This is a genomic window from Cohaesibacter marisflavi (genome assembly GCF_900115225.1).
GTDB lineage: Bacteria > Pseudomonadota > Alphaproteobacteria > Rhizobiales > Cohaesibacteraceae > Cohaesibacter > Cohaesibacter marisflavi.
On sequence record NZ_FOVR01000005.1, the window covers coordinates 238,042 to 263,858 of the forward strand.

Here is a 25,817-nt window from a genome sequence, read left to right on the forward strand (position 1 = left end):
GATACACGATAGGGCGACAGGCACCAGCTATAACATTTGTTGGCTCTTTATCATACGATGGTCGCATATCGTTGATATTGGTCATCCCGAGCCATGCTAATTTTGCATAGCAGAACTTTTGGCTGCGCGAAATATCCCAGTAACGGCAAGATTTTGACAAGACTCGGCATTAGCTTGTGAAAGGATAGAGAATTCTGCCTTTTATCCCTGCCCCTGTTCCATGGCAGGGCTTGAAAGGTGGCGCAAGCTGCGTCATATGTATTTGACGCTATTGTTGCAATAAACAGGAGATTACGACCATTCGCCGCCCAAATAGAGCGCAAGCGCCCCGCGAGACGGGACCGCGCATCAATAACCAAATCCGTATTGACGAAGTGCAGCTCATCGATGATGAGGGACATAACCATGGATCCACTCCGACCAGACAAGCGCTAGACATGGCTGCTGAAGCCGGTTTGGATCTGGTTGAGATCTCGCCGAACGCAAAGCCGCCGGTCTGCAAGATCATGGATTATGGCCGGTACAAATATCAGGCTCAGAAAAAAGCCGCCGAAGCGCGCAAGAAGCAGAAAGTTGTCGATGTGAAAGAGGTCAAGATGCGGCCAAACATCGACACCCACGATTATGAAGTGAAAATGCGCAATGCCAATCGCTTTATCGAAGACGGTGACAAGGTTAAATTCACCTTGCGTTTCCGTGGCCGTGAAATGGCGCACCAAAGCCTCGGCATGGAATTGCTCCAGAAGGTCAAAGCCGAGATGATCGAACGCACCAAGGTAGAGCTGGAACCCAGACTCGAAGGGCGCCAGATGATCATGATTCTCGCTCCGAAATAAGTATTCTCTGGGCACAATACTTTTTCGTCAAAAAACCCGGATCCTAGGATCCGGGTTTTTTATTGGCCCGTACAAATGGAGCCATGTGATTTGTGCCCTGTTTCAGGGAACAAAAACAGGCGCTGATCCCTTTGTTATGCGGGGCCGTGAAACAAGTGAAAACGGGCAGGACATGAACATTAAATCCTCAAGCTGGCTAACCTATGGGCTTTTTCTCCTGATTTCTGTTGGGGGAGGGCTGTTGATCGGTGCCAATAACATTCCCGGTCCGTGGTATCAGGGGCTTGTCAAGCCGCCCTTCACGCCGCCCAACTGGTTGTTCGCTCCCGCCTGGACATTCCTCTATATTCTCATCGGCATCGTCGGCGCGCGGATCTATCAATCGGCATTTTCAAAAGATCTGCTCCCCATGTGGCTAGTTCAGATGGGGCTTAACTTCGCCTGGAGCCCGGTCTTCTTCACTCTGAAGAACCTGCCCGGATCTGTTGCCATTATCACGCTTCTGCTTGTTATCATCATCAGCTTCATCGTGAGGACCAGAAAGCGCGATCCGCTGGCCGCTCTTCTCTTCGTGCCCTATCTGCTCTGGGTCGGCTATGCGAGCTATCTGAACCTGTCTATTTGGCTGCTGAATTGATTCCGCAGCCAACCGATGGCCTCAGCGCTGGCTTTTACCGGATAACGGGCAGATTCTTTGATCTTGCCTCTTGATTCCCTTCCCGCGCATCGCTATAACCCGCCAATCTGTAGGCAACCAGCATGTCTCCTTAGGGTGGATGCTGGTCTGACTGCAAGGTAAGTGACTCGCCCGGCTGATTTTAGGGCTGCCGTGGGGAGTTTGAAATGCTCAATCCGGGATGGTTGGATCCAGTGCCTTCATGGCGAGGAACACCCTCTTAGAGCTTTGTCAAAAACAACAATCCGCCAAGGATTTCAGGAGAGCAAAATGCCCAAGCTGAAAACAAAATCCGGTGCCAAGAAGCGCTTCAAGGTTACCGGTACTGGCAAGATCGTATCCGCACAGGCTGGCAAACAGCATGGTATGATCAAACGCACCACCAAATTCATCCGCAAAGCACGTGGCACCACCACTCTGGCTGAGCAGGATGCGAAAATCGTCAAGCAGTTTCTGCCTTACAAGTAAGCGCCAAGCAGCTTGAATACAGCATTCTGGTTTAGGAGATAGAATAATGGCACGTGTAAAACGCGGTGTAACGGCTCATTCCCGTCACAAAAAGACCCTCAAGGCAGCCAAAGGTTATTATGGCGCCCGTCGTTCAACCATTCGCATTGCAAAACAGGCAGTTGAAAAAGCTGGTCAGTACGCTTATCGCGACCGTAAGACCAAAAAACGCAACTTCCGCGCTCTGTGGATCCAGCGTATCAACGCTGCTGTTCGCGAACAGGGTCTGACCTATGGACGATTTATCGACGGCCTCAACAAGGCTGGCATCGAAATCGACCGTAAGGTCCTCTCGGATATGGCAATTCATCAGCCAGAGGCTTTCGCAAGCCTGGTTGAAAAAGCCAAATCTGCTGCTGCCGCCTAAGGCGCATTCCGGTTGAAAAGCATCGCTTTTTGAAGGAATTCGTGTTGAGGCCGAAATTCAGGCAATCCCGACAAGGGTTTGCAACGATTTCGTATCGGCGCACGAACTAGTTTTACGGTTTAAAAACCCGCGTCGAGTGATCGAGGCGGGTTTTTATTTGTCTTCAAGGAGATTGACGGGATTAAGTGAGGAAAAGACCCTTTATTGTCCATGCCAATCTGTTAAAACGCATACAGCAAAGTCTCGTAGGGCACGAAGCCCGGCCAGACCGGTCCATACGGAATGGCCCAAAACGGAATGATTATGTCGGAACTCAAATCACTCGAGCAGGAGATCACCGCCGCTATTGAAGCGGCAACTGATGAGCCTGCACTGGAAGAAGTCCGCGTCTCGGCTCTTGGCAAAAAGGGCAAGATCTCGGAGCTGATGAAAACACTGGGCAAGATGAGCCCGGAAGAACGCAAGGAAATGGGTCCGGCGCTGAACGGCCTCAAGGGGCGCGTTGGTGACGCGATTGCAGCGCGCAAGGAGATCCTCAAGGATCAGGCGCTTAACGAACGCCTCAAGAGCGAAACCGTTGATGTGACCCTGCCCACCCGCATGGGATCGCCATTCGAAGGCCGCGTTCACCCGATTGCGCAGGTAACCGACGAACTGACTGCAATCTTCGCCGATATGGGCTTTGCTGTTGCGGAAGGGCCGGACATCGAAGAAGATTTCTACAACTTCACCGCGCTCAACTTCCCGCCTGATCATCCGGCCCGTCTGGAGCATGATACCTTCTTCCTGCCTGTCGACGCCGAAGGCAACCAGAAGGTTCTGCGCACCCACACCTCTCCGGTTCAGATCCGCACGATGACCAGTCAGGAACCGCCGATCCGCGTGATCTGCCCGGGCCGCACCTATCGTTGCGACAGTGACCAGACCCACACCCCGATGTTCCATCAGGTGGAAGGCCTCGTCATTGAGGAGGGCATCCATATGGGGCACCTCAAATGGACTCTGGAAGAATTCTGCAAGGCCTTCTTTGAGGTGGACAGCGTCAAGATGCGCTTCCGCGCTTCGCACTTCCCCTTCACCGAGCCATCCATGGAAGTGGATATTGGCTGTCAGCGCGTGGGCAACGAACTGCGCATCGGCGAGGGCGACGACTGGCTCGAAATTCTCGGCTGTGGCATGGTGCATCCGAATGTGCTGCGCAACTGTGATCTTGATCCGGACCGCTACACCGGCTTCGCCTTCGGTATGGGCATCGATCGCATCGCCATGCTGAAATATGGCATGCCTGATCTGCGGGCCTTCTTCAATGGTGACAAGCGCTGGCTCGATCATTACGGTTTCCGTCCCCTTGACATTCCTTCTCTGGTAGGAGGGCTCTCCTCATGAAATTCACACTCTCCTGGTTGAAGGATTATCTCGAGACTGACGCGTCTCTGGAAGAAATTCTCGACAAGCTCACCATCATCGGCCTTGAGGTCGAGGAAGTCATCGACAAGGCCGCAGATCTGAAGGATTTCACGGTTGCCTATGTCGAGGAAGCCGAGCAGCATCCTGATGCAGACCGCCTGCGTGTCTGCAAGGTCAACACCGGTAAGGAAGTGCTTCAGATCGTCTGTGGTGCGCCTAATGCCCGCGCTGGCATCAAGGTCGTACTGGCTCAGAACGGCTCTGTCATTCCGGCCAACGGCATGAAATTGAAGCCGACCGTCATCCGTGGGGTCGAATCCAACGGTATGATGTGTTCCGAGCGCGAAATGGGCATGTCCGACGAGCATAATGGCATCATCGAGCTGCCGGAAGATGCGCCGATCGGCGAACCTTTCGCTCCGGTTCTCGGCCTTGATGATCCTGTTATCGACATTGCCATCACGCCAAACCGTGGTGACGCGCTTGGTGTTTATGGTGTGGCCCGCGATCTTGCCGGTGCCGGCATCGGGACGCTCAAGGAGCATCATCCCAAGGACGTGGCTGGCAGCTTCGATAGCCCGATCAATGTGACGCTGAAAGAAGAAGGCGACAATCCGATTTGTCCGGTCTTCACCGGCGTTTACATCAAGGGTGTCAAGAATGGCCCGAGCCCGGAATGGCTGCAGCGTCGCCTGCTGGCCATCGGCCTTCGGCCTATCAACGCGCTGGTCGACATCACCAACTATATTTCCTACGATCGTGGTCGCCCGCTGCATGTCTATGATGCAGACAAGGTGGCAGGTGACATCCATGTGCGCCTTGGCAAGCCGGGCGAAAAGATGGTTGCCCTCGATGGCAAGGAATATGAAATCGAAGCTGGCGAAGATATCTGCGTAATCGCTGACGACAATGGTCCTGTCGGCTTTGGTGGTATCATGGGCGGAGAAGGCACCGGGTCCCAGCCGGAAACCACCAACGTCTTCGTGGAATGCGCATGGTTTGATCCGATCAAGACGGCGCGTGCCGGTCGCGCGCTGGGCATCCAGTCCGACGCACGTTATCGCTTCGAGCGCACCTGCGATCCGGCCTTCGTCATTCCCGGTGGCCATCTGGCTGCCCAGATGGTGATGGATCTGTGTGGCGGTGAACCTTCGAAAATGGTTGTTGCTGGTGAAGCGCCTGTTGAGGACAAGATCATCGACTTCCCGCTTTCCGAGGTGAAACGTCTGGCTGGCCTTGATGTGCCTGAGCTGGAAATCAAGACCGTGCTCAAGCGTCTTGGCTTCTGGGTATCTGGTGCCAGCGATCATGTGAAAGTTGCTGTGCCAACCTTCCGTCCTGACGTGCATGGCAAGGCGGACATCGTGGAAGAAGTGGCCCGCATCGTTGGCGTGGACCGCGTACCGAACGCTGCGCTGCCGCGCCTTAACGCAGTCACCCAGCCACCTTTGACCGAACGCCAGAAACGCATTCGCAATGCCCGCCGTCAGCTTGCTGCCCGTGGCATGGTGGAAGCGGTCACCTGGTCTTTCGTGGACAAGAAACTGGCTGAAATGTTCGGTGGTGGCAAACCGGAATTGGCGCTGACCAATCCGATTTCTGCTGAGCTTTCCGACATGCGTCCAAGTCTGCTGCCCGGCCTGTTGCTGGCTGCGCAGCGCAACGTGGACCGTGGCTTTGATGATTTGGCCATGTTCGAGGTTGGCCAGATCTTCCTTGGCGACAAGCCTGATGAACAGTTCACCCATGCCACCGGCATTCGCCGTGGTGCGGTCCAGATTGTCGGCAATGGCCGTCATTGGCGCGATCCGGCCAAGGCTGCTGACGTCTTTGACGTACGGGCAGACGCTCTGGCCGTTCTGGAAGCGATGGGTATGGACAGCTCCAAGCTGCAGATCGTGGCAGGTGGTCCGGACTGGTACCATCCGGGACGCTCCGGCAAGATCCAGCTTGGCCCGAAAGTGGTTCTCGGCACCTTTGGTGAATTGCATCCGAAGGTTCTCGATGAATTGAAGGTGGATGGCCCTGTCTGTGCCTTCGAAATCACCATCGAAGCTGCTCCGGAACCCAAGAAGAAGGCAGCCAAGTCCCGTGCGGCTCTACAGCTTTCCGACCTGCAACCACTCAGCCGCGACTTTGCCTTTGTCGTGGCCCATGAAGTGACCGCAGCAACGGTTCTCAAGGCCGCCGCCAGCGCCGACAAGAAGCTGATCACCGACGTTAATCTGTTCGACGTCTATGAAGGGGAACATATGGAGCCGGGCAAGAAGTCCGTTGCCTTCGAAGTGACCCTGCAGCCGAAAGACAAGACGCTGACAGATGAAGATCTCGAAGCGATCTCCAAGAAGATCGTCGCAGCTGTTGCCAAGGCAACCGGCGGCGAACTGCGCGGCTGATCTAACGAAAGCATCCATAATCCCGCGACTCTTGAGGGCCGCGGGACTTCCTTTGTCTGGCTTCTGAGGGGGAGAGAGAGCCATGCATGACATTGTTGATTCCTATGCCATGGGTGATTCGCCCGAACTGGCCGATGAATTGTTGGCTCTGGTTCTTGAGGGCAAGAAAACCGCGTCTTGCGACTCACTGCAATTGATGCAAAAGGACAATATTCCCATGCCCAGGGTGGGAGACAAATATCTCCTGCTCGATGGGCGCCAGAAGCCCGCTGCGGTGATTGAAACCGTTGATGTTACGATCCGCCGCTTTGATGAGGTCGATGAAGCCTTTGCGCGTGCAGAAGGAGAGGGTGATCTCTCCTACGAATATTGGCGCCAGGGCCATAAGGAATATTTCACCCGCAATGGCGGCTTTTCCGAAGACATGAAACTGGTATGCGAACGCTTCCGCCTGTGTGAAGTACTGGATCGATAGCCAGTACCGACCAGCCGAACGCCGAGCGAATGACCGTCAAGCGGGCAAATATGTTCATATCTGCTTCTCTTCTTTGCCAAATGCCTGAGAATCGAAGACCTTGGTCTTCTCTCTGGATGACACGATGGGGTGAAGCATGGATAGTCCGTTTGTGGTGCGCAAAGACAACGAGTCTGAAGCGTTGAATGAAGAGCAGAGACAGGCTTTGCTTGTGCGCTTCATCCGCGAAGACAGCCAACTGATGGACGTCCTTGAGGGGCTCCGCGCGCTGGATCTGCCAGATTGGCGGTTGGTCTCGGGCGCTCTCTATCAAACAGTGTGGAATCGCCTCACAGGCCGACCACAGGGCCATGGTATCAAAGACTATGACGTCGCCTATTTTGATCTCTCGGACCGCTCCTGGGACGCTGAGGACGCTGTTATCAAACGGGTGGACGAGGCCTTGCCCGCGTGGAAAGGGCGCATTGAGGTGCGCAATCAGGCGCGGGTGCATCTGTGGTATCGTGAGAAATTTGGCGGGGCCTATCCCGAGCTGACGGGCACGGATGAAAGCCTTGAGAACTACATGTGCACCACCCATGCCGTCGCCGTTCGGCTCGAGGCGGATGACACCCTCTCCGTAGCCGCTCCCTTCGGTCTGGCGGACATCTTTGCTCTGACCATCCGTCCCTGCCACAAGCTGGAAAGCAACAGGACGCACTATGCTAAAAAGGCGAGACGCATGTCACGCCTTTGGCCTGAATTGAAAATCCTGCATTGGGAAACTGGCGAACCGGTGCGCCCAGAACTGCTTGATTGAAGGCCCTCGGGCCTTCGGCCGTGCGGCGGGCCTAGTGCCGCTGCATCGTTTCCCACATCTGGCTGGAGCATTTGCTGATGGAGCAATTGCAGCAGCTGCTGCCGCATGGGGAGGTTTCCGCAGGAAGGGCACGCACCCTTCCTCTGGCTTCAAGCATTTGCAACATGCCTTCAACAGCCTCCGGCGCCACGCCAAAATGGGTGGCAATGTCGGAGGTGTTGGCTCTTCCCCGCTCCCGGAGATAGCGATTGACGTCTGACAGAATCATAGCGAACTCCTTGCCAGTTTGCCGGGGCCTTGCGGAGTGTTGCGGCTGATAATATGCAACACGGCAACGACGACTGCGACGACTGCGACCATTGAAATCATCCAGATGACGGAACTTTGCGGGTGGCGCGCGATGGTGCCCGCCTGATAGGCGAAGACGCTGGTGCAATAGCCCAGCATGGTCGTCCAGCCGATGCCGAACAGGGTCCATGTGCGTCCGACTTCACGAAACAGGGCTCCGACGGCTGCCACGCATGGAACATACAGCAGGATCAGGAGCAGATAGGCAAAGGCTCCCACCTTGCCGTCAAAGCGTGTGATCATTGCTGCAAATGTGCTGTTGTCGACTTCTAGCTCGGCCGCAGCGCTGTCCAGCGTGGAAACATCGCCAACGCTCATGCCTAGCGGATCTTCAAAGGCATTCGTCATATCAATAAGATTAGCTGGAATGGTTGCGAAAGCTTCTGCAATGCCGCCAAAGAAATCGAACTCTTCCTCTTCCTCTGCTGCGAGCTCTGCGTTGGTGGCGTCAATCTGGCTGTACAGCGAGTTGAGCGTGCCCACAACGGCTTCCTTGGCAAACACACCGGTAAAGAGGCCGACGGTGGCGGGCCAGTTGGCTTCGGTAATCCCCAGAGGCTCAACAACAGGGGTTAGCGACTTGCCGATATTGGCCAATACGGAGTGTTCGCTGTCATCATGACCAAAGCTGCCGTCCGTGCCCATGGAATTGAGAATGCTGAGCACGAAGACCACGGCGACGATGACCTTGCCTGCGCCAAGGATGAATTGTTTCACCCTGTCCCATGTGCGGATCAGCGCTGAAGACAGGCTCGGCAGCTGATAAGGGGGCAACTCCATCAGGAATGGCAGCGCCTTGCCGCCAAAGACGGCTTTCTTGAGCACCAACCCGGTGAAGACCGCAAAGAGAATACCGATGATGTACAGCAGGAAGACAAGATTCTGACCACCGGTCGGGAAGAAGGCCGCAGCGAACAGGGCATAGACCGGCAAGCGGGCGCCGCAGGACATGAAGGGAGCCATCAGCGCCGTGACGATACGGTCGCGCGGATTATCCAGCGTGCGCGATGCCATGATAGCCGGTACGTTGCAGCCGAAACCGAGAAGCATCGGCACGAAGCTTTTTCCCGGTAGACCTACAGAAATCATTGCGCGGTCAACCACAAAGGCCGCGCGCGCCATATAGCCGCTTTCTTCAAGAAAGGTGAGGAACAGAAACAGGAAGGCCACGACGGGCACAAAGGTGGCAACCGTCTGGATACCTACGCCAATCCCGTTTGGCAAAAGGGCAATGAGCCATTCCGGCATTCCCATGCTGGCCATCCAGTGCGCCGGACCATCAACAATCACCGTGCCCGCCAGAATATCGAAAAAGTCGATGAAGGCGCTTGCCAGGTTGATGGTCAACAGGAACATGACATACATAATCAGCAGAAAGATCGGAATGCCCAGAATACGGCTAAGGGCGATGCTGTCGATGCGTTCAGTCCAGGTGCGAGGCACCTGACGGATATGGCGGATGGCGTCCTGGGCCAGCATATTGGCAAAGCCATAGCGGCCATCCGCGATCAGCAGGTCTGCATCTTCATCATTCTGCTCCTGAATCTGGTGCAGTTCATGATCCAGAAGGGTTCTGGCTCCCGGATCGAGAAAGGACAGAGCCTTGCCATCACCGCCGAGCGATTTGACGGCCAGCCAGCGGGGATGCACGCTATTGATTCTGGCCAGATCGGAAAACTTTCTTTCAAGGCGTTCCAGAACCACTTCAAGCTCCGGATCATACTCGATGGCGACATCGCTGATGGCTTTTGCTTTTGCAGCCTGTTCGACCAGATCCTTGAGGCGCCCCTGATTCACGCGATCCTTGCGATCAACCGCAATGACCGGAACCTTGAGCCGCTTGGAGAGAGTGTCCGCATCAATCTCGATGCCTTCCTTGCGCGCGAGGCCTGTTTTGGTCAAGGCGACGATCATCGGCACGCGCATGTCGAGCAATTGGGAGGTCAGGAAGAGGTTGCGTTCCAGATTGGCTGCATCAACGATATTGACGACAAGGTCGGCTTCGCCATCCAGAATATAGTCTCGGGCGATGGCCTCATCCAGACCGCTTGAATAGGTGGTATCAAGTGAGTAGGTGCCGGGCAAATCGACAATGGCGACTTCCTGACCATTGTGGGTGTAATGCCCTTCTTTCCGGTCAATCGTAACACCGGGCCAGTTGCCCACACGTTGGCGTGCGCCCGTCAGGGCGTTGAAGAGAGTGGTCTTGCCGCAGTTAGGATTTCCTGCAAAAGCGATCCGGATATCTGTCATAAGCGGTCTCTTGAATATAAAGGCATCGTTCGCTGTCCGATGGAGGACAACGTTGGAAAGCGAACACGTTTTTAAGAAATGGAGGACTTGGGTCTAGCGGTCGTCGGTCTCGATCTGGACACCGATGGTGTCAGATTTGCGCAAGGACAGAGCACTGCCGCGCACTTTGATTTCGATTGGATCACCAAGAGGTGCAATGCGCATAACCGTGAATTCGGCTCCACGGGTCAGGCCCATGGCCATCAATTGCTGTTTATACGCTCGGTTGGCTACATCCAGCTTGGCGATACGACCATGATCTCCGGTCGTGAGATCATTAAGAGTAGCAATCATCGACTGACTCCATTTCTTCACTTGGATCGGACGTTCTGTCGGCTTCCCCGTACGGCAGATGTTCGAATTATTGAGAATGACTTGCAAATTCATCCTGCTAATCAAGCTCAATGTCAATTGATATGCATCAAAAAAAGTAAAAAACTTGAAAAAAAGATACAAATTATTACTGAATCAATTGATAACGACTATCGGGTTAAGTATATGAACTTATATTAGTTTTGATTTATTCTAAAGTAAGACAAAGCAATCACTTATCCATGAACGAGTTCTTCAAGGTCGACTCCATGATATTGTTTGGTTTGGTCCAAAACAACATGACTAGCGATCTGCATCTTGCCGCCCACCTGCACAAGCAGGTCTTCGGTCACTGCGTGATAGCGCTGGATGTCGGTGCAGACAAACCGCACCAGATAATCAAATGACCCGCTCATCTTGAGGCATTCGACAACATCGGGCAGTTCGGCAATGGCCTTTTCAAATGTCGAGAAAATCGAATGATCGTGATCGCGTATCGTGATCGTCGCAATCACGGTGACATGGCGGCACAGAGCCTCAAGATTGATCAGGCCGAGATAGCCACTGATCAGACCGATATCTTCCAGCCGCTTGACCCGCTGCAGACAGGGGCTGGGTGACAGTCCCACGATCTCCGACAGAGCCTTGTTTGTAATACGGGCGTTTTTCTGAAGCTCATCCAGAATATGCAGATCAATTCGATCGAGCTTGGAGCTTTTGCGCGGCACGCTTTTTGATCCTTGTTTCAAATGGGAATACGAAACATTATTCCACAATAGCCTTACTAGTTACAGGAAATTGCGCGTTAATCAAACCAAGTCAGTGCGATATTGCGGCGCACATTATCGGGTAATCCACTCATTTGTTCGAGATATAAACCAAAAGAGGATAACAAAAAAATACCTGTCCGGGCATTTGTATGAGGAAATGAAATGGTTGGCGCTGACCAGATCTTGCGCTCGCCTTTAGGTCGTGCAAGCATGCTTTACAAAATAACAATAGTTTCTCGTTCTTTTCACAGTCGGAGGATAATTTAATGAGAAAAGGTGGATCACTTGATCGCCGTTCGGTTCTGACCGGGCTTGCGGTCGGTGGCGCAGCAACGTTGGCCAGTCCGGCCGTCGTCAAGGCCAGCGAGTCGATTGTCTGGAAAATGCCCATGTCCTGGCCCAAACAGTTGCCAGGGGTCGGCATCAATGGTGTTCGCTTTGCAGAGCGTGTCGGCAAGATGTCTGGCGGTCGCCTGACAATCAAGGTGTTTGGTGCTGGCGAACTTGTGCCCCCCCTTGAAGTGTTCGATGCTGTTTCCAGTGGAGCGGCAGAGATCGGCCACGCAACCTCCTATTACTGGCAGGGCAAGGATCCTTCTTTCCATTTCTATACCGGCGTTCCTTTTGGCCTCACTCAGATCGAGCATGCAGCATGGCTGCGCTTCGGCGGTGGTCAGGAGCTGTGGGAACGAGCCTACGATCCCTTCAACGTGATCCCCTTCTATGCCGGTGCGTCTGGCACGCAGGCAGGTGGCTGGTTTGCCAAGGAGCTCAAAAGCCTTGATGATTTGAAAGGCCTGAAGATGCGCATCGCCGGCCTTGGCGGCGAAGTCATGCGTCGCCTTGGGGTTTCGGTCATCATGCTGCCGGCAACGGATATTTTCACCTCCTTGCAGAATGGTACCATTGACGCGGCCGAATGGGTCGGCCCGTGGAATGATCTGGCCTTCGGTCTTTATAAGGTGGCTCCACACTATTACATGCCTGCTTTCCATGAGCCTGGCGCGGGGCTCGAGATCATCGTCAACAAAGACAAGTTCATGGAACTGCCTGAGGATCTGAAGGCGATTGTCAAGGAGGCTGCCCAGTCCACAGCGCTCGAAACCATGGCAGACTACCAGTATCACAATGCAATGTCCTTGCGTCCGTTGTTGGCCAAGGAAGGCGTCCAGATGCACAAGGTTCCCGAGGAACTGATGATGGCCATGGCCAAGGAATCAAAAGGCGTGCTTGAAGAGGTTGCTGACAGTTCCCCGCTGGCTGGCGAGATTTATGACAGCTTCCTGAAATATCGCGATATCGCTAGCGAATATATCATGAATGCCGAATGGGAGATCGTACGCATGCGGGCGATGGCGATTGAAAAAGGCCTGATCTAGCCTTTTCACCGCGTCCAGACACGATTGGACCTGTAATTTTTAAAAACCCGGTCTTTTACGGCCGGGTTTTTGCATTTCTGACTGGATATTTTGCCCAAGCCATGACATAGGCATCAAAAAGCCTCTTCTCTCATGGAAGAGCTAAGGGTATAAGCGCTGCCATGACCAAACAAAGCTTCGACAAAATCCGCAACTTTTCCATTATCGCGCATATCGATCATGGGAAGTCCACGCTTGCCGACCGCCTGATCCAGTATACTGGAGGGCTCACTGAGCGCGAGATGCGCGAACAGGTGCTCGATAGCATGGATATCGAGCAGGAACGCGGCATCACGATCAAGGCTCAGACCGTTTCTCTGAAATATGAGGCGGACGATGGGGAGACCTATACGCTCAACCTGATGGATACGCCGGGTCACGTTGACTTTGCCTATGAAGTCAGCCGGTCTCTGGCTGCCTGTGAGGGCTCGCTGTTGGTTGTTGACGCCTCTCAGGGGGTCGAAGCGCAGACGCTGGCCAATGTCTACCAGGCCATCGACAATGATCACGAGATCGTGCCGGTTCTCAACAAGATCGACCTGCCTGCCGCCGAGCCAGAGCGGGTGCGTGCACAGATCGAGGACGTGATCGGTATCGATGCTTCGGAGGCCATTGAAGCCAGTGCCAAATCCGGCATCGGCATCAAGGAGACTCTGGAAGCCATCGTGAAGCGTCTTCCCGCGCCCGAAGGCGACAAGGAAGCTCCGCTGAAGGCTTTGCTGGTTGATAGTTATTATGACGTCTATCTGGGCGTTGTGGTTATCGTGCGCATCATCGACGGGGAGCTTAAGAAGGGCGACAAGATCCGCATGATGGGCACCGGAGCATCCTATGATGTGGACCGTATCGGTATCTTCCGGCCCAAGATGACGGACGTGCCTGTTCTTGCGCCCGGCGAAGTCGGGTTCCTGATCGCGTCGATCAAGGAAGTGGCTGATACGCGCGTTGGTGATACCATAACCAATGTCAAGCGCCCATGCGAGACGATGCTGCCTGGCTTCCGTCCTGCGCAGCCAGTGGTCTTTTGTGGCCTTTTCCCGGTTGATGCCAATGATTTTGAAGATCTGCGCGGCGCCATGGGCAAGCTGCGGCTCAATGATGCAAGCTTTTCCTTCGAGATGGAAACATCCGCTGCGCTTGGCTTCGGTTTCCGCTGCGGCTTCCTTGGCCTCTTGCATCTGGAAATCATTCAGGAGCGTCTTTCCCGCGAGTTCGATCTCGATCTTATCGCCACCGCTCCGAGCGTGGTCTACGAGATGGAGATGACCAATGATGAAATGATCACCCTGCACAATCCGGCAGACATGCCTGATGTGGTACGCATCAGGGAAATCCGTGAGCCATGGATCAAAGCCAATATCATGACGCCGGATGAATATCTGGGCGCCATTCTGAAGCTGTGTCAGGAGCGGCGAGGCGTGCAGACCGACCTAAGCTATGTCGGCTCCCGCGCCATGGTGCAATATGATCTGCCGCTCAACGAAGTGGTGTTCGATTTCTATGATCGCCTCAAGTCCATTTCCAAGGGCTATGCCAGCTTTGACTATCAGCTTGCTGATTACCGCGCGGGTGATCTGGTGAAGATGTCGATTCTGGTCAATGACGAACCGGTGGATGCACTTTCGGTGCTGGTGCATCGCTCTCAGGCTGAAATCCGTGGCCGCTCCATGTGCGAGAAGCTTAAGGATCTCATTCCGCGCCACATGTTCAAGATACCCATTCAGGCCGCCATCGGTGGCCGCGTCATTGCCCGTGAGACAATTTCCGCCATGCGCAAGGATGTAACGGCCAAATGCTATGGCGGTGACGCCACCCGAAAGCGCAAGCTGTTGGAAAAGCAGAAAGCCGGTAAGAAGAAGATGCGCCAGTTCGGCAAGGTGGAGATTCCGCAGGAAGCCTTCATCGCCGCGCTCAAGATGGATAGCTGAGCGGCGTCAGGTGTTTCTTCTGAAATGAGGATTTGGAAAGACGGGCCCATCACGGCCCGTTTTTATAGCCCGATCGCCAAAGCAGCGGCTGGGGAATCTGGTTGACGGAACAGGCGCAAAGGCAAACGCCTGAACCGCGCCTTTACTGGGCGGCACAACAGCTGGAGATATCGCTTCTTTTAGCCGCTTGTGATCGATCAATTGTCACCATATTGCGCCCGTTATTCTTGGAACGATAGAGCGCCCGATCAGCCCGCTTGAGCAGGGCATAGATATCATCCCCTTCCTGAAGGCGCGCAACGCCAAAGCTGGATGTGATCTGAACCTTGTTGCCCTCGGCTATAATGGTGGTGTGCTCGATCATCTCGCGGATGCGATTGGCTGCACAGGCTGCCGCAAAGAAGCTCTGACCCTGAATGAGCACGGCGAATTCCTCGCCACCAAGCCTGCCGATAAAGTCGCTTTCACCAAGAGCGATCTTGGTGACGGTCTTGATAACCTGATCTCCGACATCATGACCAAAGCGGTCATTGACGGACTTGAAGTGATCAATGTCGAACATGATCGCCGAGACGGGGTGGGCGTCCCCCTGCTTTTCTATCAAGGCGTGGGCCTTTTCAAAGAACGCGCGTCGGTTATACAGATTGGTCATGGGGTCACGGTTTGCGAGCTGTACCAACTGCTTTTGAAGCATGATAACGCGCTCGGCCACACGCAAACGGGCCAAAAGAATATCTTCCTGAAGGGGTTTATGTAGAAAGTCGTCTGCGCCGCTATCCAGAGCTTCCACCAGCATATCGGCGTTGGTATATTCAGAGATGGCAACCACATACATGGCTTTGCGCTCGGCAGCCAGGATGCGGCAGTTCCAGCAGATTTCCAACCCCGATGCGTCTTCAAGATTCAGAGAGACAATCACAACATCAATATCGGGGGTTTTCTGCACAAATTCCCAGGCGCTATCGCCACAATGAAAGGCAAAAACGCTCTCCCGTCTCTGTTCGAGAATGGTGCGGATTGCTTCGCGATCTTCGTCGTTGTCTTCAACCAGTACGATTCTCATGCAGTTCTTAGCGCCCTTTTGCCAAATGTCCCCTTCAGTTCTCGGGAGGTTACTTCACGAGAAATGCTTCAGCTTTCCTCGGAGCCTAGTGGGAATTTTACAAGAAATTCTGAACAGGAGATCGAGAAAGCTGTTGATCACGCTTTAAAGCGGAAGAAAATAAAGAAAATCTTGCAACTGCCTAATTTGATAAGGAAATTCGCGAAAGAAATGTATAAAAACCCGCCCTTCAACCAAGGCGGATTCAAGCTTTTAGTACACGTCTAAGGAGATTTTGTACCTAGATGACGGGTTCTATTGTCTGAAGAAAGTGATCTGCTTCAACAAGGGCGCGATCTCTTTTGAAACGCAAGCGGTGCAAGTCCCACTCCAGAGCGTCTATATCGCGGGCAACGCGTCTGAGGCTCTTGCGCTTCTTGTCTTCCTTTTTGGAAGCGCGCAGCTCGGCTCGTTCGGTTTTTAGGCGTGTCAGTTCTTGCTCTTTCTCAGCAATTTCGGTTTCGGTTTCGTGCAAGGCACTGCCGCGCAAATAGCCGCGCATGAATTCCGGTTCGCTTGCTGGAGGACAGATCTGACGGTAGGAATAGCCGTTCCGCCCGACGGAGAAACCGTTTGACGGAGTACAGTAGCTTCTCAGGCCTTTTTGGTAGCCGATTTCGTAAAGCTTCTTGTCTGGCGCAATATCATATTTCGAGCAGGCTTCGATATGCTCGGAAAAGCGCGTGGCATCGCGTCCTTCCATGGCGTCATTGGCACCAACGGCACCCCAGTCGCCGGTCTGGCATTCCTCTTGAGAAAGGCTCGCGCAGCCAGCTAACAGGGGCAACAACAGAAAAAGGGCAGGGAAGCTGCGCATGGTGATGTCTCGTCTTTTAAAAGTCTTCAAGGCTCGAAATCCGTAAAATCACTTGAATTTCAGATAGATCCCGTAACAGATGCTCTGCTCGAAGCGCGCATGAGTCAAGTATGAAAGAAATTTTCCCGCGCTCTATATATGGTTAACAATTTATGTATAGGATCGCAATCATGGAAACCTTCACGAGGCGGAGTTGCACCATGCGATTATATCGAGCAGCAAGTAAGAGGGACAAGGCGATTTTAGCGGACGGGCGGGAGACGCCCTTTATGCCCAGATGGATCAGCCGTTTTGCCCTGTTGGCTGGCTGCCTTTCCTTGTCGATTGCCTTTGGCACCAAGGATGAAGCCTTGGCGCAAACGCCAGCCAAGGTGCTGTTTGGCAAAGAGAAACTTCCTGCCAATTTGCAGGCCCGTGCCATAGGCTCCTACGCCAAGGGGTGTCAGGCCGGGGCCGTCGCCTTGCCCGTTGACGGACCCGCATGGCAGGCCATGCGCCTGTCGCGCAATCGCAACTGGGGGCAGCCGGTTCTCATTCATTTTCTGGAGAAGCTGGCGGCCGATGCCAAGGCATATGACGGCTGGAATGGCCTCTTGGTGGGAGACATTGCCCAGCCCCGTGGTGGCCCCATGACATCGGGGCACGCATCCCATCAGATCGGTCTGGATGCGGATATCTGGTTGCGCCCCATGCCTGCGGGCCGCTTCTCTAAAAAAGAGCGCGAATCTGTATCGGCCATTTCCATGCTCAAGAGCGGAACACGCACTGTCGATCCCAACAAATTCACCGCAGCCCATTTTCGCCTGATCAAGAGGGCAGCATCTACGCCCGGGGTTGCGCGCATTTTCGTGCATCCCGGTATCAAGAAGGTCTTGTGCGACATGGCCGGAAGTGATCGTAGTTGGCTGCGACAGGTGCGTCCATGGTATGGCCACCATTATCACTTCCATGTCCGGCTTGCTTGTCCTCCGGGCCAAGCGGGATGTAAAAATCAGGCGCCGCCGCCTGCGGGTGACGGCTGCGGCAAAGATCTGGCCTGGTGGTTGTCTGATGCGCCATGGACACCGAAAAAGCCAGATCCGAAAAAAACGGTAGTCAAGAAACGTGCCGTGACACTGAAGGATCTGCCCGATGCCTGTCGCGCTGTTCTGGCCGCAGCCCCGACACCAGGCGCTGTTGTCGCCTCATCCGAGATTGGCAATTCGGCTTATGTGCCCATAGAGGCAGACAGAACCCTGACGGTCCTGCCCAAGCCGCGACCGCTATATTATTAAGATGAAGGCTGCATGCGTCCTTGCTTATGCAGCCTTGCTCACAACACATGTCCCGCGCCGATGGAGCTATTGGCCGGGGCAACTCACGCCTGTGCCTCCAAGGCCGCAATAGCCGTTCGGATTCTTCGCCAGATATTGCTGGTGATAGTCCTCGGCATAGTAGAAGGGACCGCTGCGCTTGATCTCGCTGCTGATGGCGCCATACCCTTGCGCCGCCAACGCGTCCTGATAATCCTGTCGCGCATGCTCTGCGGCCATCAGCTGCTCGTCTGAGGTGACATAAACAGCCGAGCGATATTGCGTGCCAATATCGTTGCCCTGCCGCATCCCCTGCGTCGGATCATGATTTTCCCAGAAATGCTTGAGAAGAGCTTCGAATGGCAACAGCTTGGGATCATATACCACCAGAACAGTTTCGGCGTGGCCGGTTCTGCCGCTGCATACCTCCTCATAGGTCGGGTTGGGCGTATAGCCGCCACTATAACCAACAGCGGTCACGTAAACACCTTCAAGCTGCCAGAACACACGCTCTGCCCCCCAGAAGCAGCCCATGCCGAACTGCACCTCTTCACAAGACGCGGGGAAGGGCGGCTGCAGTGGTCGACCAAGCACGAAGTGGGTTTGAGCTGTCTCAAGCGGCGAAGAGCGTCCAGGCAGGGCCTCTTCTGGATTGACCATTACCGCTTTCGCACGTTGAAATCCGAACATGATCGTCTCCTCTTGCTGATCAAGCATAATAGCATGAACATCACAGATAGGTCTGTTAAGGCTAAGGGGCAAGGTGGGCCTACGCGCCTCAACTTCTATCGGCTTGTAGGGCCACGCACTAGATACGGATCACTTTCGGGCGTCGCTTCCGCCCTAGATAGACAAAGAGCATGCCGATTACGCCCACGACCAGCCATGCCGGAGCCATCAGAATCCACTGCACAACAGGGTCCCAGATTAGCGGATGAACCGTGCGCTGGATGAAAGCCTGAGCCATGACGAGGCTGTCCCGATTGATCTCGAACCAGGTATCTCCCAGTGATTTCATCACAATAGTATTGGCTGCGATCGAACGGACACCATCAAGCACCAGAGCCAATAAAGACAGGGCGCAGATCCAGAGTCCGATAAAGGAAAACAGAAAACGAATGACTCTCAACGAACCAGCCTTTCCAAATCACTGCCTTGCGGCCAGAGCAGCAGTCTGCCCTCAATGCAATATACTTTAGAGAATGAACGCATCAATATCATATTTGTTACAAATCGGTTGGAAGTTTTTATTTTAGAAAGATCCGTAAAATTGACAAGGGATAACGTGTCGCGTCAGCCTGCTAAAGGATCACTTTTTATGCGTCTTTCCTTTTTCGTGGCGTAAGGGGCCGTCTTTACACTTAAAAAACACCAGCAAAACAGCGTTTTAGCCACCTTTGCAAAGGAAGCTGTGTTTTCTGTCAACAGATTGAAGTTTAGTGGCTTGCGTTCGTGCTTTTTTTGGCTATAGTGCGCCCACACTTGAGGTACGGAGAGGTGGCCGAGTGGTCGAAGGCGCACGCCTGGAACGCGTGTAGGCGGGTAACCGTCTCCAGGGTTCGAATCCCTGTCTCTCCGCCATTTCTTTTTCTTCATCGCAAATTGATGTTAAAGCCTTGAACGGACTGGTGGTTTTCACGGTTCGAAAACCCTGATTCCGCATGTATGGCAAAGGGGCTGCAAAGACCAGTTTTATGAGGGCTTTGCGGTGCTCGGGGTTGTGGGAAGTCCATAGATTCCAAGGGTTTGCTAGGAATGATAAGGCGGTTCGAAAACTCGCATCGAAGTTTTTCTTTGGATCGGGTTTGTTGGCCAGATTCTCGGTGATTAAGGCCTTTTGCGCTTCCAGTTTTTCCAGCTTTTGTTCGTAGGCTTTGATGGCTGAAGGGCTTGTGGTCTCAATCAAGCGGTCTGTGAGTTTGTTCATTGTTGCATTGATGTCCTTAAGCGCTTGCTTTTGGCTCTTCCATTGTGTGGCAAGCTCGCGGGATTGCTTGTCCCACGCTTCGCGGAACATTGCGGCGATTGTGACCATGATCGGCATTGAGGGGCGTAGTTTCTTAATCAGAGCTTCAAAATCTGATTCCAAAGTTTCTTTGCGTATGGATTTGCGGCTTTCAGGGCATTCCTTATTAAAGCACTCATAATATGGGTAATGCTTGTTGCGGCCTTTCGCGTGATATGCGGTCAAGGGATGACCACAACAGGCGCAAGTGACGTAGCCTTTAAGCGGGAACTGGCCTTCTGTATCTCTACGCGTCGGAGCATAGGCTTTCTCTTCAAGAAGGGTTTGGATTTTCTGGAAGGTTTTCCATGAGATCAGCGGCTCGTGGATGCCCATGGTGAGGGGGACATTCCATGGTTTGTATTCATAGTATCCTGCATAAATCTTGTTGGTGAGCATATTCTTGATGCGCTGTGGGTGGATTTCTCCCTTCTTGTCTCGAGCGAATATGTCATGCGGCTCAAAGAAGCGTTTTACTTCGGCCTGAGTTGTAAAACGGCCTGATGCGAAGCCTTCTAGGGCTTCCTGTATCAGGCTGGCGTGCGGCTCATCGCGCACCATGACTTTGCCGCTATGACCTTTGACGCGGGTATAGCGATAGCCTGTAGGAACCCAGAAAGCAAAATAGCCGTTGAGTAGCCTCGCCTTCATTCGGTGGGCGGTCTGCTCGCCGTTCTTCTGGCGGTGATGTTGGGAGACAGAGGCCAGCATATTCTCAATAAGTTGGCTGTCACTGTCCTCGCCGAATTCTATGGAGGGGCTTTCCAGTTTGGCACCAACAGAGCCAATGGCATTGCGTAGCTTCCAGTGGGCTTCGATGCTGCGGGCGATGCGTGATATGTCATCGACCAGCACGATAGGCTCTTGGGCTCGATGCTTGCGCAGCCATTGCAGCATTTGCTTGATGGCGGGACGATCTACTATACCGCCAGACACGCCCTCGTCTTGGAAGCTTTCAACGACCTCATAGCCCTTATATGCGGCGAACTCGCTACAACGTTGATGTTGGGAGGCCAGTCCATCGCCCTTCTTCACTTGGCTTTTGCTGGACACGCGGGTGTAGATAACAGCTATGGACATGATTCCTCCTCTTCTCTTGTTTTGGTGTTTTCTTTGGATTCTAAAGCAATGGCTCGCTCGATTGCATCAAACGTCTCGGAAACGAGGGCAAATTGCAGGGGGTAAAGTGGCGCGGTGCGGGCTTGGCGTGCCAGATTATCGGTGAGTGTCCAAAGCTCATCAAGGATGATGTTCTCTTGGTCTTTGGGTAGCTTAAGGGGCGCAAGGTGCTTGCGGTAGCTTTCGCGGTCATAGGTCATGAAATAGTCTTTCCCACGCGGCTCCTGCGAGCCGTTGAGGAAGGCGCAGAGCCGCATGAATTGCGGTTGAAATGAATTTAAAATAAAGACGCGCGACATCCTCCGCGTGGGCTCATTCAAGGCGTAACGCGGTGCAAAATTTGGGCGCACGTATAGGGAAGATATTCCTATCATAGCACAAAAACCGGGAATTCTTATAAATCTGAATACGTTAGTATGCATCGGGTTTGATTTATTTTTGAGGGTGATATTGTTTAGCAATCGGAACAAGCCTGTTTTTAAGTTCCTGCTTGACGTAGACCTCAACCACGCAGCGGACAAACCCCGATACATCCATCTGAGGTTCAGGCTTAACAGAGACGCCTAAGAAGCTGCGATAACCTGTTTCACTCAAAAACGGCCTATCGTATTCCACGGCTCGGACAGAAAAGCCGAGATACGGCATAGCTGTTGCACCTATCCCAAATATTCCTCCCATTGAGACCTGTAGCCTCATATTGGCGACAGTCATTTGGAATGTGCCTTCTTGCCCCCATAGAGGCACTGCACCGGGTATAGCGGCTGTTTCTCTGGCAAGAACACATCCCGGCGCATCATCATGGGCAATAATGCCCGGTTCATTGCCATTGAGCTTGCGAGCCAATAAATGGGCTTCTTCGCGGATCGCAATAGCTTGTTCAAAATCATTTTCCAGCATGGCAACGTGGTGCTGTTCGATCTGCTGGCGATAGAGGGCTATAGCCTCCTCCATCGTCTCGGGTAGGTGAGCCGTTTCCTGCTCAAACTGTCTTGCTTGGTTGTCTGCGTCCGCATCTGCTAGCAGAGAGTCAAATCCGAATTGTTCAGGGGAATTGGTCATGGTCTCATCCCCCTTACGCGCAACGATAGATGTAATTTTGTCCTGCGATCTCAGTTTCGGAATATTCCATTCCCAGATCACGAGCCATAGCGTCATAGTCGATATAGAATTGCAGGTTTTCGGGAATATCGCCGTAAAGCCCTTCCTCGACAAATTGCTCTGCAAGCTCTCTCAGACTGTCCACGAAATAGAGTTCAACGCCCAAAAGGTCAGGATCACATTGCGGATCAAAATCATAACCACATTCGCCGCACGCTATAATTACATTGATTTTTTGCCAGTCCTCCCATTCCTCTGTTAATTCAAGGAAGTCAGCAACATTGGCTTGATTGAGGCCGATGGCTTTTGCCAATGCGCAATCTATGCCCTCTCCATCGATGAATTGGATTTCGAATTCTTCAACGGCATCGCCATAAGCGTTCTTAGCTTTTGCTGCTTTGCTCTGATATTCTTCCTTGCTTTCAAAATAGAAGCCAGTTGCTGAAATATCATAGGGTTGTGCGTGTAGTTGGGTCATCTCCTTCTTCCTTTCTTAAATGAAAACTGGGTTGCACATGCAACCCTGCTTCCGGTCGAGGATGGAGATGGGAGGGGACAAGGAAAATCGATGCGGATGGTGCGGGCGCAAGGCACTGAGCCACGGTCCGTGTCTATTTTCCTTGCGGGGAGAAAGAGGCAAAGCCCCTTGGCTTCCCCGACTGACAAAAAGCGCCGCCATGCGGCACTAATCCTGATCAGGGATCGAAGCTGGAACGGCCTAGACCGCAACGTGGGCTTGGTTCACAAGAGCCCGACCGGATGTCCAACAAGAATTTGTTGCTATTTATGCTAAGTAGTTTGCTGCGTTCAGATGAAATCGGATTTGTTCAACTAAACATAGAACTTGAAGGGTTGACGTTCAGCATCCTGTGCACTGCCCATAACGAGGACATCTCCTACTTTGTCTGCAAACCGTATTGTAACAGGTAACGAGTCACTGTAGTTGGATGCGTTATAATTAATTTTCGTGAGATTTAAGATGTCACGCAGAACGACCTCTATTTCTGGCGGTTCGTTTGTTGATCTTAGCACCGTCACTGAAATCGGATTTGGTGTTTCAGGCCCCATATAAGTGTCTATGCGCGGCACATAGCCCGAAGTCCAAAGAAAAGCATCACTCTTGCCAAGAACCATTGCCGTTCCCCGTATGCAAGGGTAATCCCCCTCACGAAACAGTTTAACATCACCGAAAGTTGGTCTGATACGCACGGCCACAATATTTGTTTCACTTGGAGCTGCCTCGGAAAAGGCTTCCCATTCTTCTTGGCTGAACTTTGTTTTGCCGTGAATAAAGAGCTCTTTGGGATTACCTCCGAATTTATCTCGATACGTGGTAAGTACCGTCTGTATAAGGTTAATTGCGGCTTCCTTGGAAAGATGAAATTCCTTTTCTTTTGTCATCCATGGGCCGTTCGCTCCGCGAAAAACTACGCCGTCACCTTCGCTTAAGAACATCTGGGCGGCACAGCAAGCGTGATTGTCTTTGTGATTTGGAAGCAGTTTAAACACTAACCCGATATAACAGACCCCCTCGCGCATGCCTGAGATCTTCCACGGTGGTGTGGCTTGGCTCTTGTAGTACAGTGCAGTTGCGAGATTCCAAGATATCGACGCAGGATCTTGAACTCCGCGAATAGGATTGCCAGCTCGATTGAGAAATTTTCCCGGACTTAATGTGGTTTCTCGAACAAGTTGACAAACCTCCCCAACTGTTAAAAGCTTCGCCTTGATTTGACGGTGAAAGTCAGGAATATCGTCAAAAATCACTTCCCCTGCGAGTATTGGGTCGTCAATAAATAGCGGTAAATCTGCTCGTGCCCTTTGTTTTTTGTTGAAGTCACCAGGCGTTAGTTCTCCTGAAGCGCGTCTTTTAATCGCCTCTGGTCTACAGCGCTTATGAATGAGCTCTGGCAAGACCAATACCCAGACATCAACGCGTTCCTCTTCTTGATTCAGATGACGAATAATCAGGTCAACAAACAGACTTGCTGTTTTAGCAACGGCCTCGTGTCCGTTTTCAATAGAGGTAGCTTCATCAATTTCTTGTGCAGTTAGATGGTATTCCGTGAAAGAGTCTGGATCTATTTTGATGCTAAAAGCCTCAGTTAACCCGGGAAAATCAGATAAATGCAGTCGAACATTTTTATCGCGACTGGCTGCAGCTGGCACAGCCACCCCTTCATTCAATCGATTCGACCACGCTTTAAACTCTGAAATACCTTCGGACGTGCCGATGACGCCGAGTTTGACTTCCTTTCTGGAAAGCTTCCCTTCTGGGCCATATAGAAACAAACCGTCCTTAGGGTGGTCAAAAGTTTGTCCGTAAGCGAATTCTAACTCTGGCTCGTCTATATGTATGATTTGCAGCGATGTTTCTGGAAACTCAATCATGCTTCGTCCTCCGCCAAATATCCTTGCAAAGTTGAAAGATCAGTCTCCTCGCCATCTTCACCCAATTTATAACGTTGTCGCGCTGACACGGGAGAGGTGGCCTGAATTGGCATTGCGTCAAGCACGATGAACTGTCCTATGCCAACTGGTAATGACACGTAAGGGCTATCGCCAGCCAAAACTTCCATGAACGCCATCATTCGGCCATGCCATGCTTTGTTCCGCCATGTGCTGCAAACAGAACGACGAAGACGGTGCTGTATCTTTGCATCTTCAATAGGCGCGCCTTTTTCAATCCCTTTAGCCTCGGAGAATAAAACGCGCGCTTTTAATCTGAAATGAGGAAATGGAAAGAGGTTTGGTTGAGCACTTACGCCATATTCCCATACCTTTTTACGGGCAATATTTCGTAACATTGAGTTTCGACGGTTGCCCTGACGCCCCCATGATATGCGTTGCTTGATTTTAACTTTGCCCTCTCCAACAATAAAGGCTGTGGATGCTGAAAATATCTTTGCCACAAAATTTTGATTTCGAAGATGATTTTCCCAAGCCTGTCGGAATAGGTTCACCAAAATCTTTTTGGCTTCGCCCGATGTAATTCCTAATTTACTTTGCCCCTCATCAATGAAATCCATATAAGGTGTTGCTATAGCAACAGAAAATGAACCAAGCTCTGGGAATTGCTCTTCAAAATCCAGTGAACTCGCAAATGCAAGATACCCTTCGCCGTGTGGAACTACTGGAAAATGGATGTCATCTGCCATTCTGTTCCGAATGCTATCAGTCACACTTCCAACTGGAACAACATAGTTGATTTCGTCTGGAACGCTCTGAATACGCAGCCAGTTTGATGTGAGTGTCTCGGGCGTATCCTCAAGTTCGACGCCTCTTCGCCTTTGATATGCAGCCCAGTTTGGTTGTATCAATGGTGCTTTTTTGGGTACATCTTCGTCTTCCAAATATGCAAGAAGGTTCGTTAGTCCATCTGCCCAACTTCTTTCAAAGTCAATGTACTGCAAGCTTCCAATACCAAATACTTTCTTGAAACGCCGGAGTTTCAAAGGAATGATGAAGTTTGGATCAGGTATGCTTGCCCTTAGATCCATGGCAATTTCGACTTCCTCAATTACTCCAGGACGTTGGAGCGTTTCGTCACTACAGCATAGAAGCATTTTAATGGATTCATCCTGCAGTGTATTTGTCAACTTTAGCCGCCAGCCGTCTCCCGGTTTTAGGCGAAGAATATCGGCGAAAACTTCATAACCCTCAGCCTCTAACCGTGGTGCAAGCCACAATGCGAAAGCATCATCTCCGGGAGTGGCCTTTGAGATGAAGATCTTGGTTCTGCGGGAATCTGGATCTGTGTTCATGAACCTAGCCTACTTCTACTTGAAATATATTAATAGTGGTAAATTTAGTTTAATACACTTGATGAAAACTTTGCTTGCCTTATAAATAA

The 25,817-nt window shown here is 52.4% G+C and carries 25 protein-coding genes, 1 tRNA gene and 1 pseudogene; 12 read left to right on the forward strand and 15 right to left on the reverse strand.

The window, feature by feature from the left end; all coding sequences use genetic code 11:
• Positions 1-50: 50 nt before the first annotated feature.
• Positions 51-407 (reverse strand): hypothetical protein, encoded by a 357-nt coding sequence (locus BM258_RS24280; RefSeq protein ID WP_139229258.1) that lies wholly within the window; start codon positions 405-407, stop codon positions 51-53.
• Between BM258_RS24280 and infC the strand changes: the two genes are divergently transcribed.
• The 8 genes from infC to BM258_RS12215 all read left to right on the forward strand — a co-directional run bounded on the left by infC (position 300) and on the right by BM258_RS12215 (position 7,463).
• On the forward strand, positions 300-836 hold the full coding sequence (gene infC / locus BM258_RS12180; protein WP_090072589.1) for a translation initiation factor IF-3: 537 nt from the start codon (positions 300-302) through the stop codon (positions 834-836). The two genes, BM258_RS24280 and infC, sit on opposite strands and share 108 nt — an antisense overlap.
• 172 nt (positions 837-1,008) lie before the next feature.
• A complete protein-coding gene (locus tag BM258_RS12185; RefSeq protein WP_090072723.1) occupies positions 1,009-1,473 on the forward strand; it encodes a TspO/MBR family protein in 465 nt (154 codons plus the stop codon).
• Between the two features lie 309 nt (positions 1,474-1,782).
• Positions 1,783-1,980, forward strand: a complete 198-nt coding sequence (gene rpmI, locus BM258_RS12190) for a 50S ribosomal protein L35 (protein ID WP_090072591.1) — start codon at positions 1,783-1,785, stop codon at positions 1,978-1,980.
• Positions 1,981-2,026: 46 nt separating this feature from the next.
• Entirely contained in the window at positions 2,027-2,386 is a 360-nt protein-coding gene (gene rplT / locus BM258_RS12195) for a 50S ribosomal protein L20 (protein ID WP_090072593.1), read from the forward strand.
• A gap of 303 nt (positions 2,387-2,689) precedes the next feature.
• Positions 2,690-3,772 (forward strand): phenylalanine--tRNA ligase subunit alpha, encoded by a 1,083-nt coding sequence (gene pheS / locus BM258_RS12200; RefSeq protein WP_090072725.1) that lies wholly within the window; start codon positions 2,690-2,692, stop codon positions 3,770-3,772.
• Positions 3,769-6,189, forward strand: coding sequence for a phenylalanine--tRNA ligase subunit beta (gene pheT / locus BM258_RS12205; protein ID WP_090072595.1), 2,421 nt, complete (start codon positions 3,769-3,771; stop codon positions 6,187-6,189). The genes pheS and pheT overlap by 4 nt, the downstream gene beginning before the upstream one ends.
• Before the next feature lie 82 nt (positions 6,190-6,271).
• Complete coding sequence (locus tag BM258_RS12210) at positions 6,272-6,664, forward strand: ASCH domain-containing protein (RefSeq protein ID WP_090072597.1); 393 nt, start codon at positions 6,272-6,274, stop codon at positions 6,662-6,664.
• A 136-nt stretch (positions 6,665-6,800) separates the two neighbouring features.
• The gene (locus BM258_RS12215) at positions 6,801-7,463 is read left to right on the forward strand and encodes a nucleotidyltransferase family protein (RefSeq protein WP_090072599.1); all 663 of its coding nucleotides are present in this window, start codon (positions 6,801-6,803) and stop codon (positions 7,461-7,463) included.
• Positions 7,464-7,494: 31 nt separating this feature from the next.
• Here the strand turns inward: BM258_RS12215 and BM258_RS12220 are convergent, their stop codons facing one another.
• The 4 genes from BM258_RS12220 to BM258_RS12235 all read right to left on the reverse strand — a co-directional run bounded on the left by BM258_RS12220 (position 7,495) and on the right by BM258_RS12235 (position 11,143).
• On the reverse strand, positions 7,495-7,731 hold the full coding sequence (locus BM258_RS12220; protein WP_090072601.1) for a FeoC-like transcriptional regulator: 237 nt from the start codon (positions 7,729-7,731) through the stop codon (positions 7,495-7,497).
• The gene (gene feoB, locus BM258_RS12225) at positions 7,728-10,064 is read right to left on the reverse strand and encodes a Fe(2+) transporter permease subunit FeoB (protein WP_090072603.1); all 2,337 of its coding nucleotides are present in this window, start codon (positions 10,062-10,064) and stop codon (positions 7,728-7,730) included. Before feoB ends, BM258_RS12220 begins: the two co-directional genes overlap by 4 nt.
• A gap of 93 nt (positions 10,065-10,157) precedes the next feature.
• Positions 10,158-10,397, reverse strand: a complete 240-nt coding sequence (locus BM258_RS12230) for a FeoA family protein (protein ID WP_090072605.1) — start codon at positions 10,395-10,397, stop codon at positions 10,158-10,160.
• Between the two features lie 254 nt (positions 10,398-10,651).
• Positions 10,652-11,143 carry an Lrp/AsnC family transcriptional regulator gene (locus BM258_RS12235; RefSeq protein WP_090072607.1) on the reverse strand — a complete coding sequence of 164 codons (492 nt, stop codon included), beginning with the start codon at positions 11,141-11,143 and terminating at the stop codon, positions 10,652-10,654.
• A gap of 308 nt (positions 11,144-11,451) precedes the next feature.
• Here BM258_RS12235 and BM258_RS12240 point away from each other — a divergent pair, with 308 nt between their 5' ends.
• Both BM258_RS12240 and lepA read left to right on the forward strand, forming a co-directional pair.
• Positions 11,452-12,564 carry a TRAP transporter substrate-binding protein gene (locus BM258_RS12240; RefSeq protein WP_090072609.1) on the forward strand — a complete coding sequence of 371 codons (1,113 nt, stop codon included), beginning with the start codon at positions 11,452-11,454 and terminating at the stop codon, positions 12,562-12,564.
• A 161-nt stretch (positions 12,565-12,725) separates the two neighbouring features.
• On the forward strand, positions 12,726-14,531 hold the full coding sequence (lepA, locus tag BM258_RS12245) for a translation elongation factor 4 (protein WP_090072611.1): 1,806 nt from the start codon (positions 12,726-12,728) through the stop codon (positions 14,529-14,531).
• Between the two features lie 142 nt (positions 14,532-14,673).
• Here lepA and BM258_RS12250 read toward each other — a convergent pair whose 3' ends face one another.
• Together BM258_RS12250 and BM258_RS12260 are read right to left on the reverse strand one after the other, a co-directional pair.
• Positions 14,674-15,594, reverse strand: coding sequence for a GGDEF domain-containing response regulator (locus BM258_RS12250; protein ID WP_090072613.1), 921 nt, complete (start codon positions 15,592-15,594; stop codon positions 14,674-14,676).
• Positions 15,595-15,874: 280 nt separating this feature from the next.
• Positions 15,875-16,480 carry a DUF2799 domain-containing protein gene (locus BM258_RS12260; RefSeq protein WP_139229259.1) on the reverse strand — a complete coding sequence of 202 codons (606 nt, stop codon included), beginning with the start codon at positions 16,478-16,480 and terminating at the stop codon, positions 15,875-15,877.
• 239 nt (positions 16,481-16,719) lie between these two features.
• Here BM258_RS12260 and mepA point away from each other — a divergent pair, with 239 nt between their 5' ends.
• A complete protein-coding gene (mepA, locus tag BM258_RS12265) occupies positions 16,720-17,724 on the forward strand; it encodes a penicillin-insensitive murein endopeptidase (protein ID WP_090072619.1) in 1,005 nt (334 codons plus the stop codon).
• A 66-nt stretch (positions 17,725-17,790) separates the two neighbouring features.
• Here mepA and msrA read toward each other — a convergent pair whose 3' ends face one another.
• Both msrA and BM258_RS12275 read right to left on the reverse strand, forming a co-directional pair.
• The gene (gene msrA, locus BM258_RS12270; RefSeq protein ID WP_090072727.1) at positions 17,791-18,432 is read right to left on the reverse strand and encodes a peptide-methionine (S)-S-oxide reductase MsrA; all 642 of its coding nucleotides are present in this window, start codon (positions 18,430-18,432) and stop codon (positions 17,791-17,793) included.
• A 118-nt stretch (positions 18,433-18,550) separates the two neighbouring features.
• The gene (locus tag BM258_RS12275) at positions 18,551-18,871 is read right to left on the reverse strand and encodes a hypothetical protein (protein WP_090072621.1); all 321 of its coding nucleotides are present in this window, start codon (positions 18,869-18,871) and stop codon (positions 18,551-18,553) included.
• A gap of 362 nt (positions 18,872-19,233) precedes the next feature.
• Here BM258_RS12275 and BM258_RS12280 point away from each other — a divergent pair.
• Positions 19,234-19,323, forward strand: a tRNA-Ser gene (locus BM258_RS12280).
• 541 nt (positions 19,324-19,864) lie between these two features.
• On the opposite strand, the pseudogene BM258_RS24760 reads toward BM258_RS12280, so the two are convergent.
• The 6 genes and pseudogenes from BM258_RS24760 to BM258_RS12310 all read right to left on the reverse strand — a co-directional run.
• Positions 19,865-20,827 (reverse strand): annotated as a pseudogene (locus BM258_RS24760) (recombinase family protein); the annotation flags it as partial.
• On the reverse strand, positions 20,818-21,165 hold the full coding sequence (locus tag BM258_RS12290; RefSeq protein WP_139229260.1) for a hypothetical protein: 348 nt from the start codon (positions 21,163-21,165) through the stop codon (positions 20,818-20,820). The pseudogene BM258_RS24760 and the gene BM258_RS12290, both read right to left, overlap by 10 nt.
• A gap of 133 nt (positions 21,166-21,298) precedes the next feature.
• A complete protein-coding gene (locus BM258_RS12295; RefSeq protein WP_090072625.1) occupies positions 21,299-21,925 on the reverse strand; it encodes a hypothetical protein in 627 nt (208 codons plus the stop codon).
• Between the two features lie 13 nt (positions 21,926-21,938).
• The gene (locus BM258_RS12300) at positions 21,939-22,442 is read right to left on the reverse strand and encodes an antirestriction protein ArdA (protein ID WP_090072627.1); all 504 of its coding nucleotides are present in this window, start codon (positions 22,440-22,442) and stop codon (positions 21,939-21,941) included.
• 353 nt (positions 22,443-22,795) lie between these two features.
• Complete coding sequence (locus tag BM258_RS12305; RefSeq protein ID WP_244544688.1) at positions 22,796-24,355, reverse strand: argonaute/piwi family protein; 1,560 nt, start codon at positions 24,353-24,355, stop codon at positions 22,796-22,798.
• Positions 24,352-25,728, reverse strand: a complete 1,377-nt coding sequence (locus BM258_RS12310; protein ID WP_090072629.1) for a toll/interleukin-1 receptor domain-containing protein — start codon at positions 25,726-25,728, stop codon at positions 24,352-24,354. Before BM258_RS12310 ends, BM258_RS12305 begins: the two co-directional genes overlap by 4 nt.
• Positions 25,729-25,817: the final 89 nt, after the last annotated feature.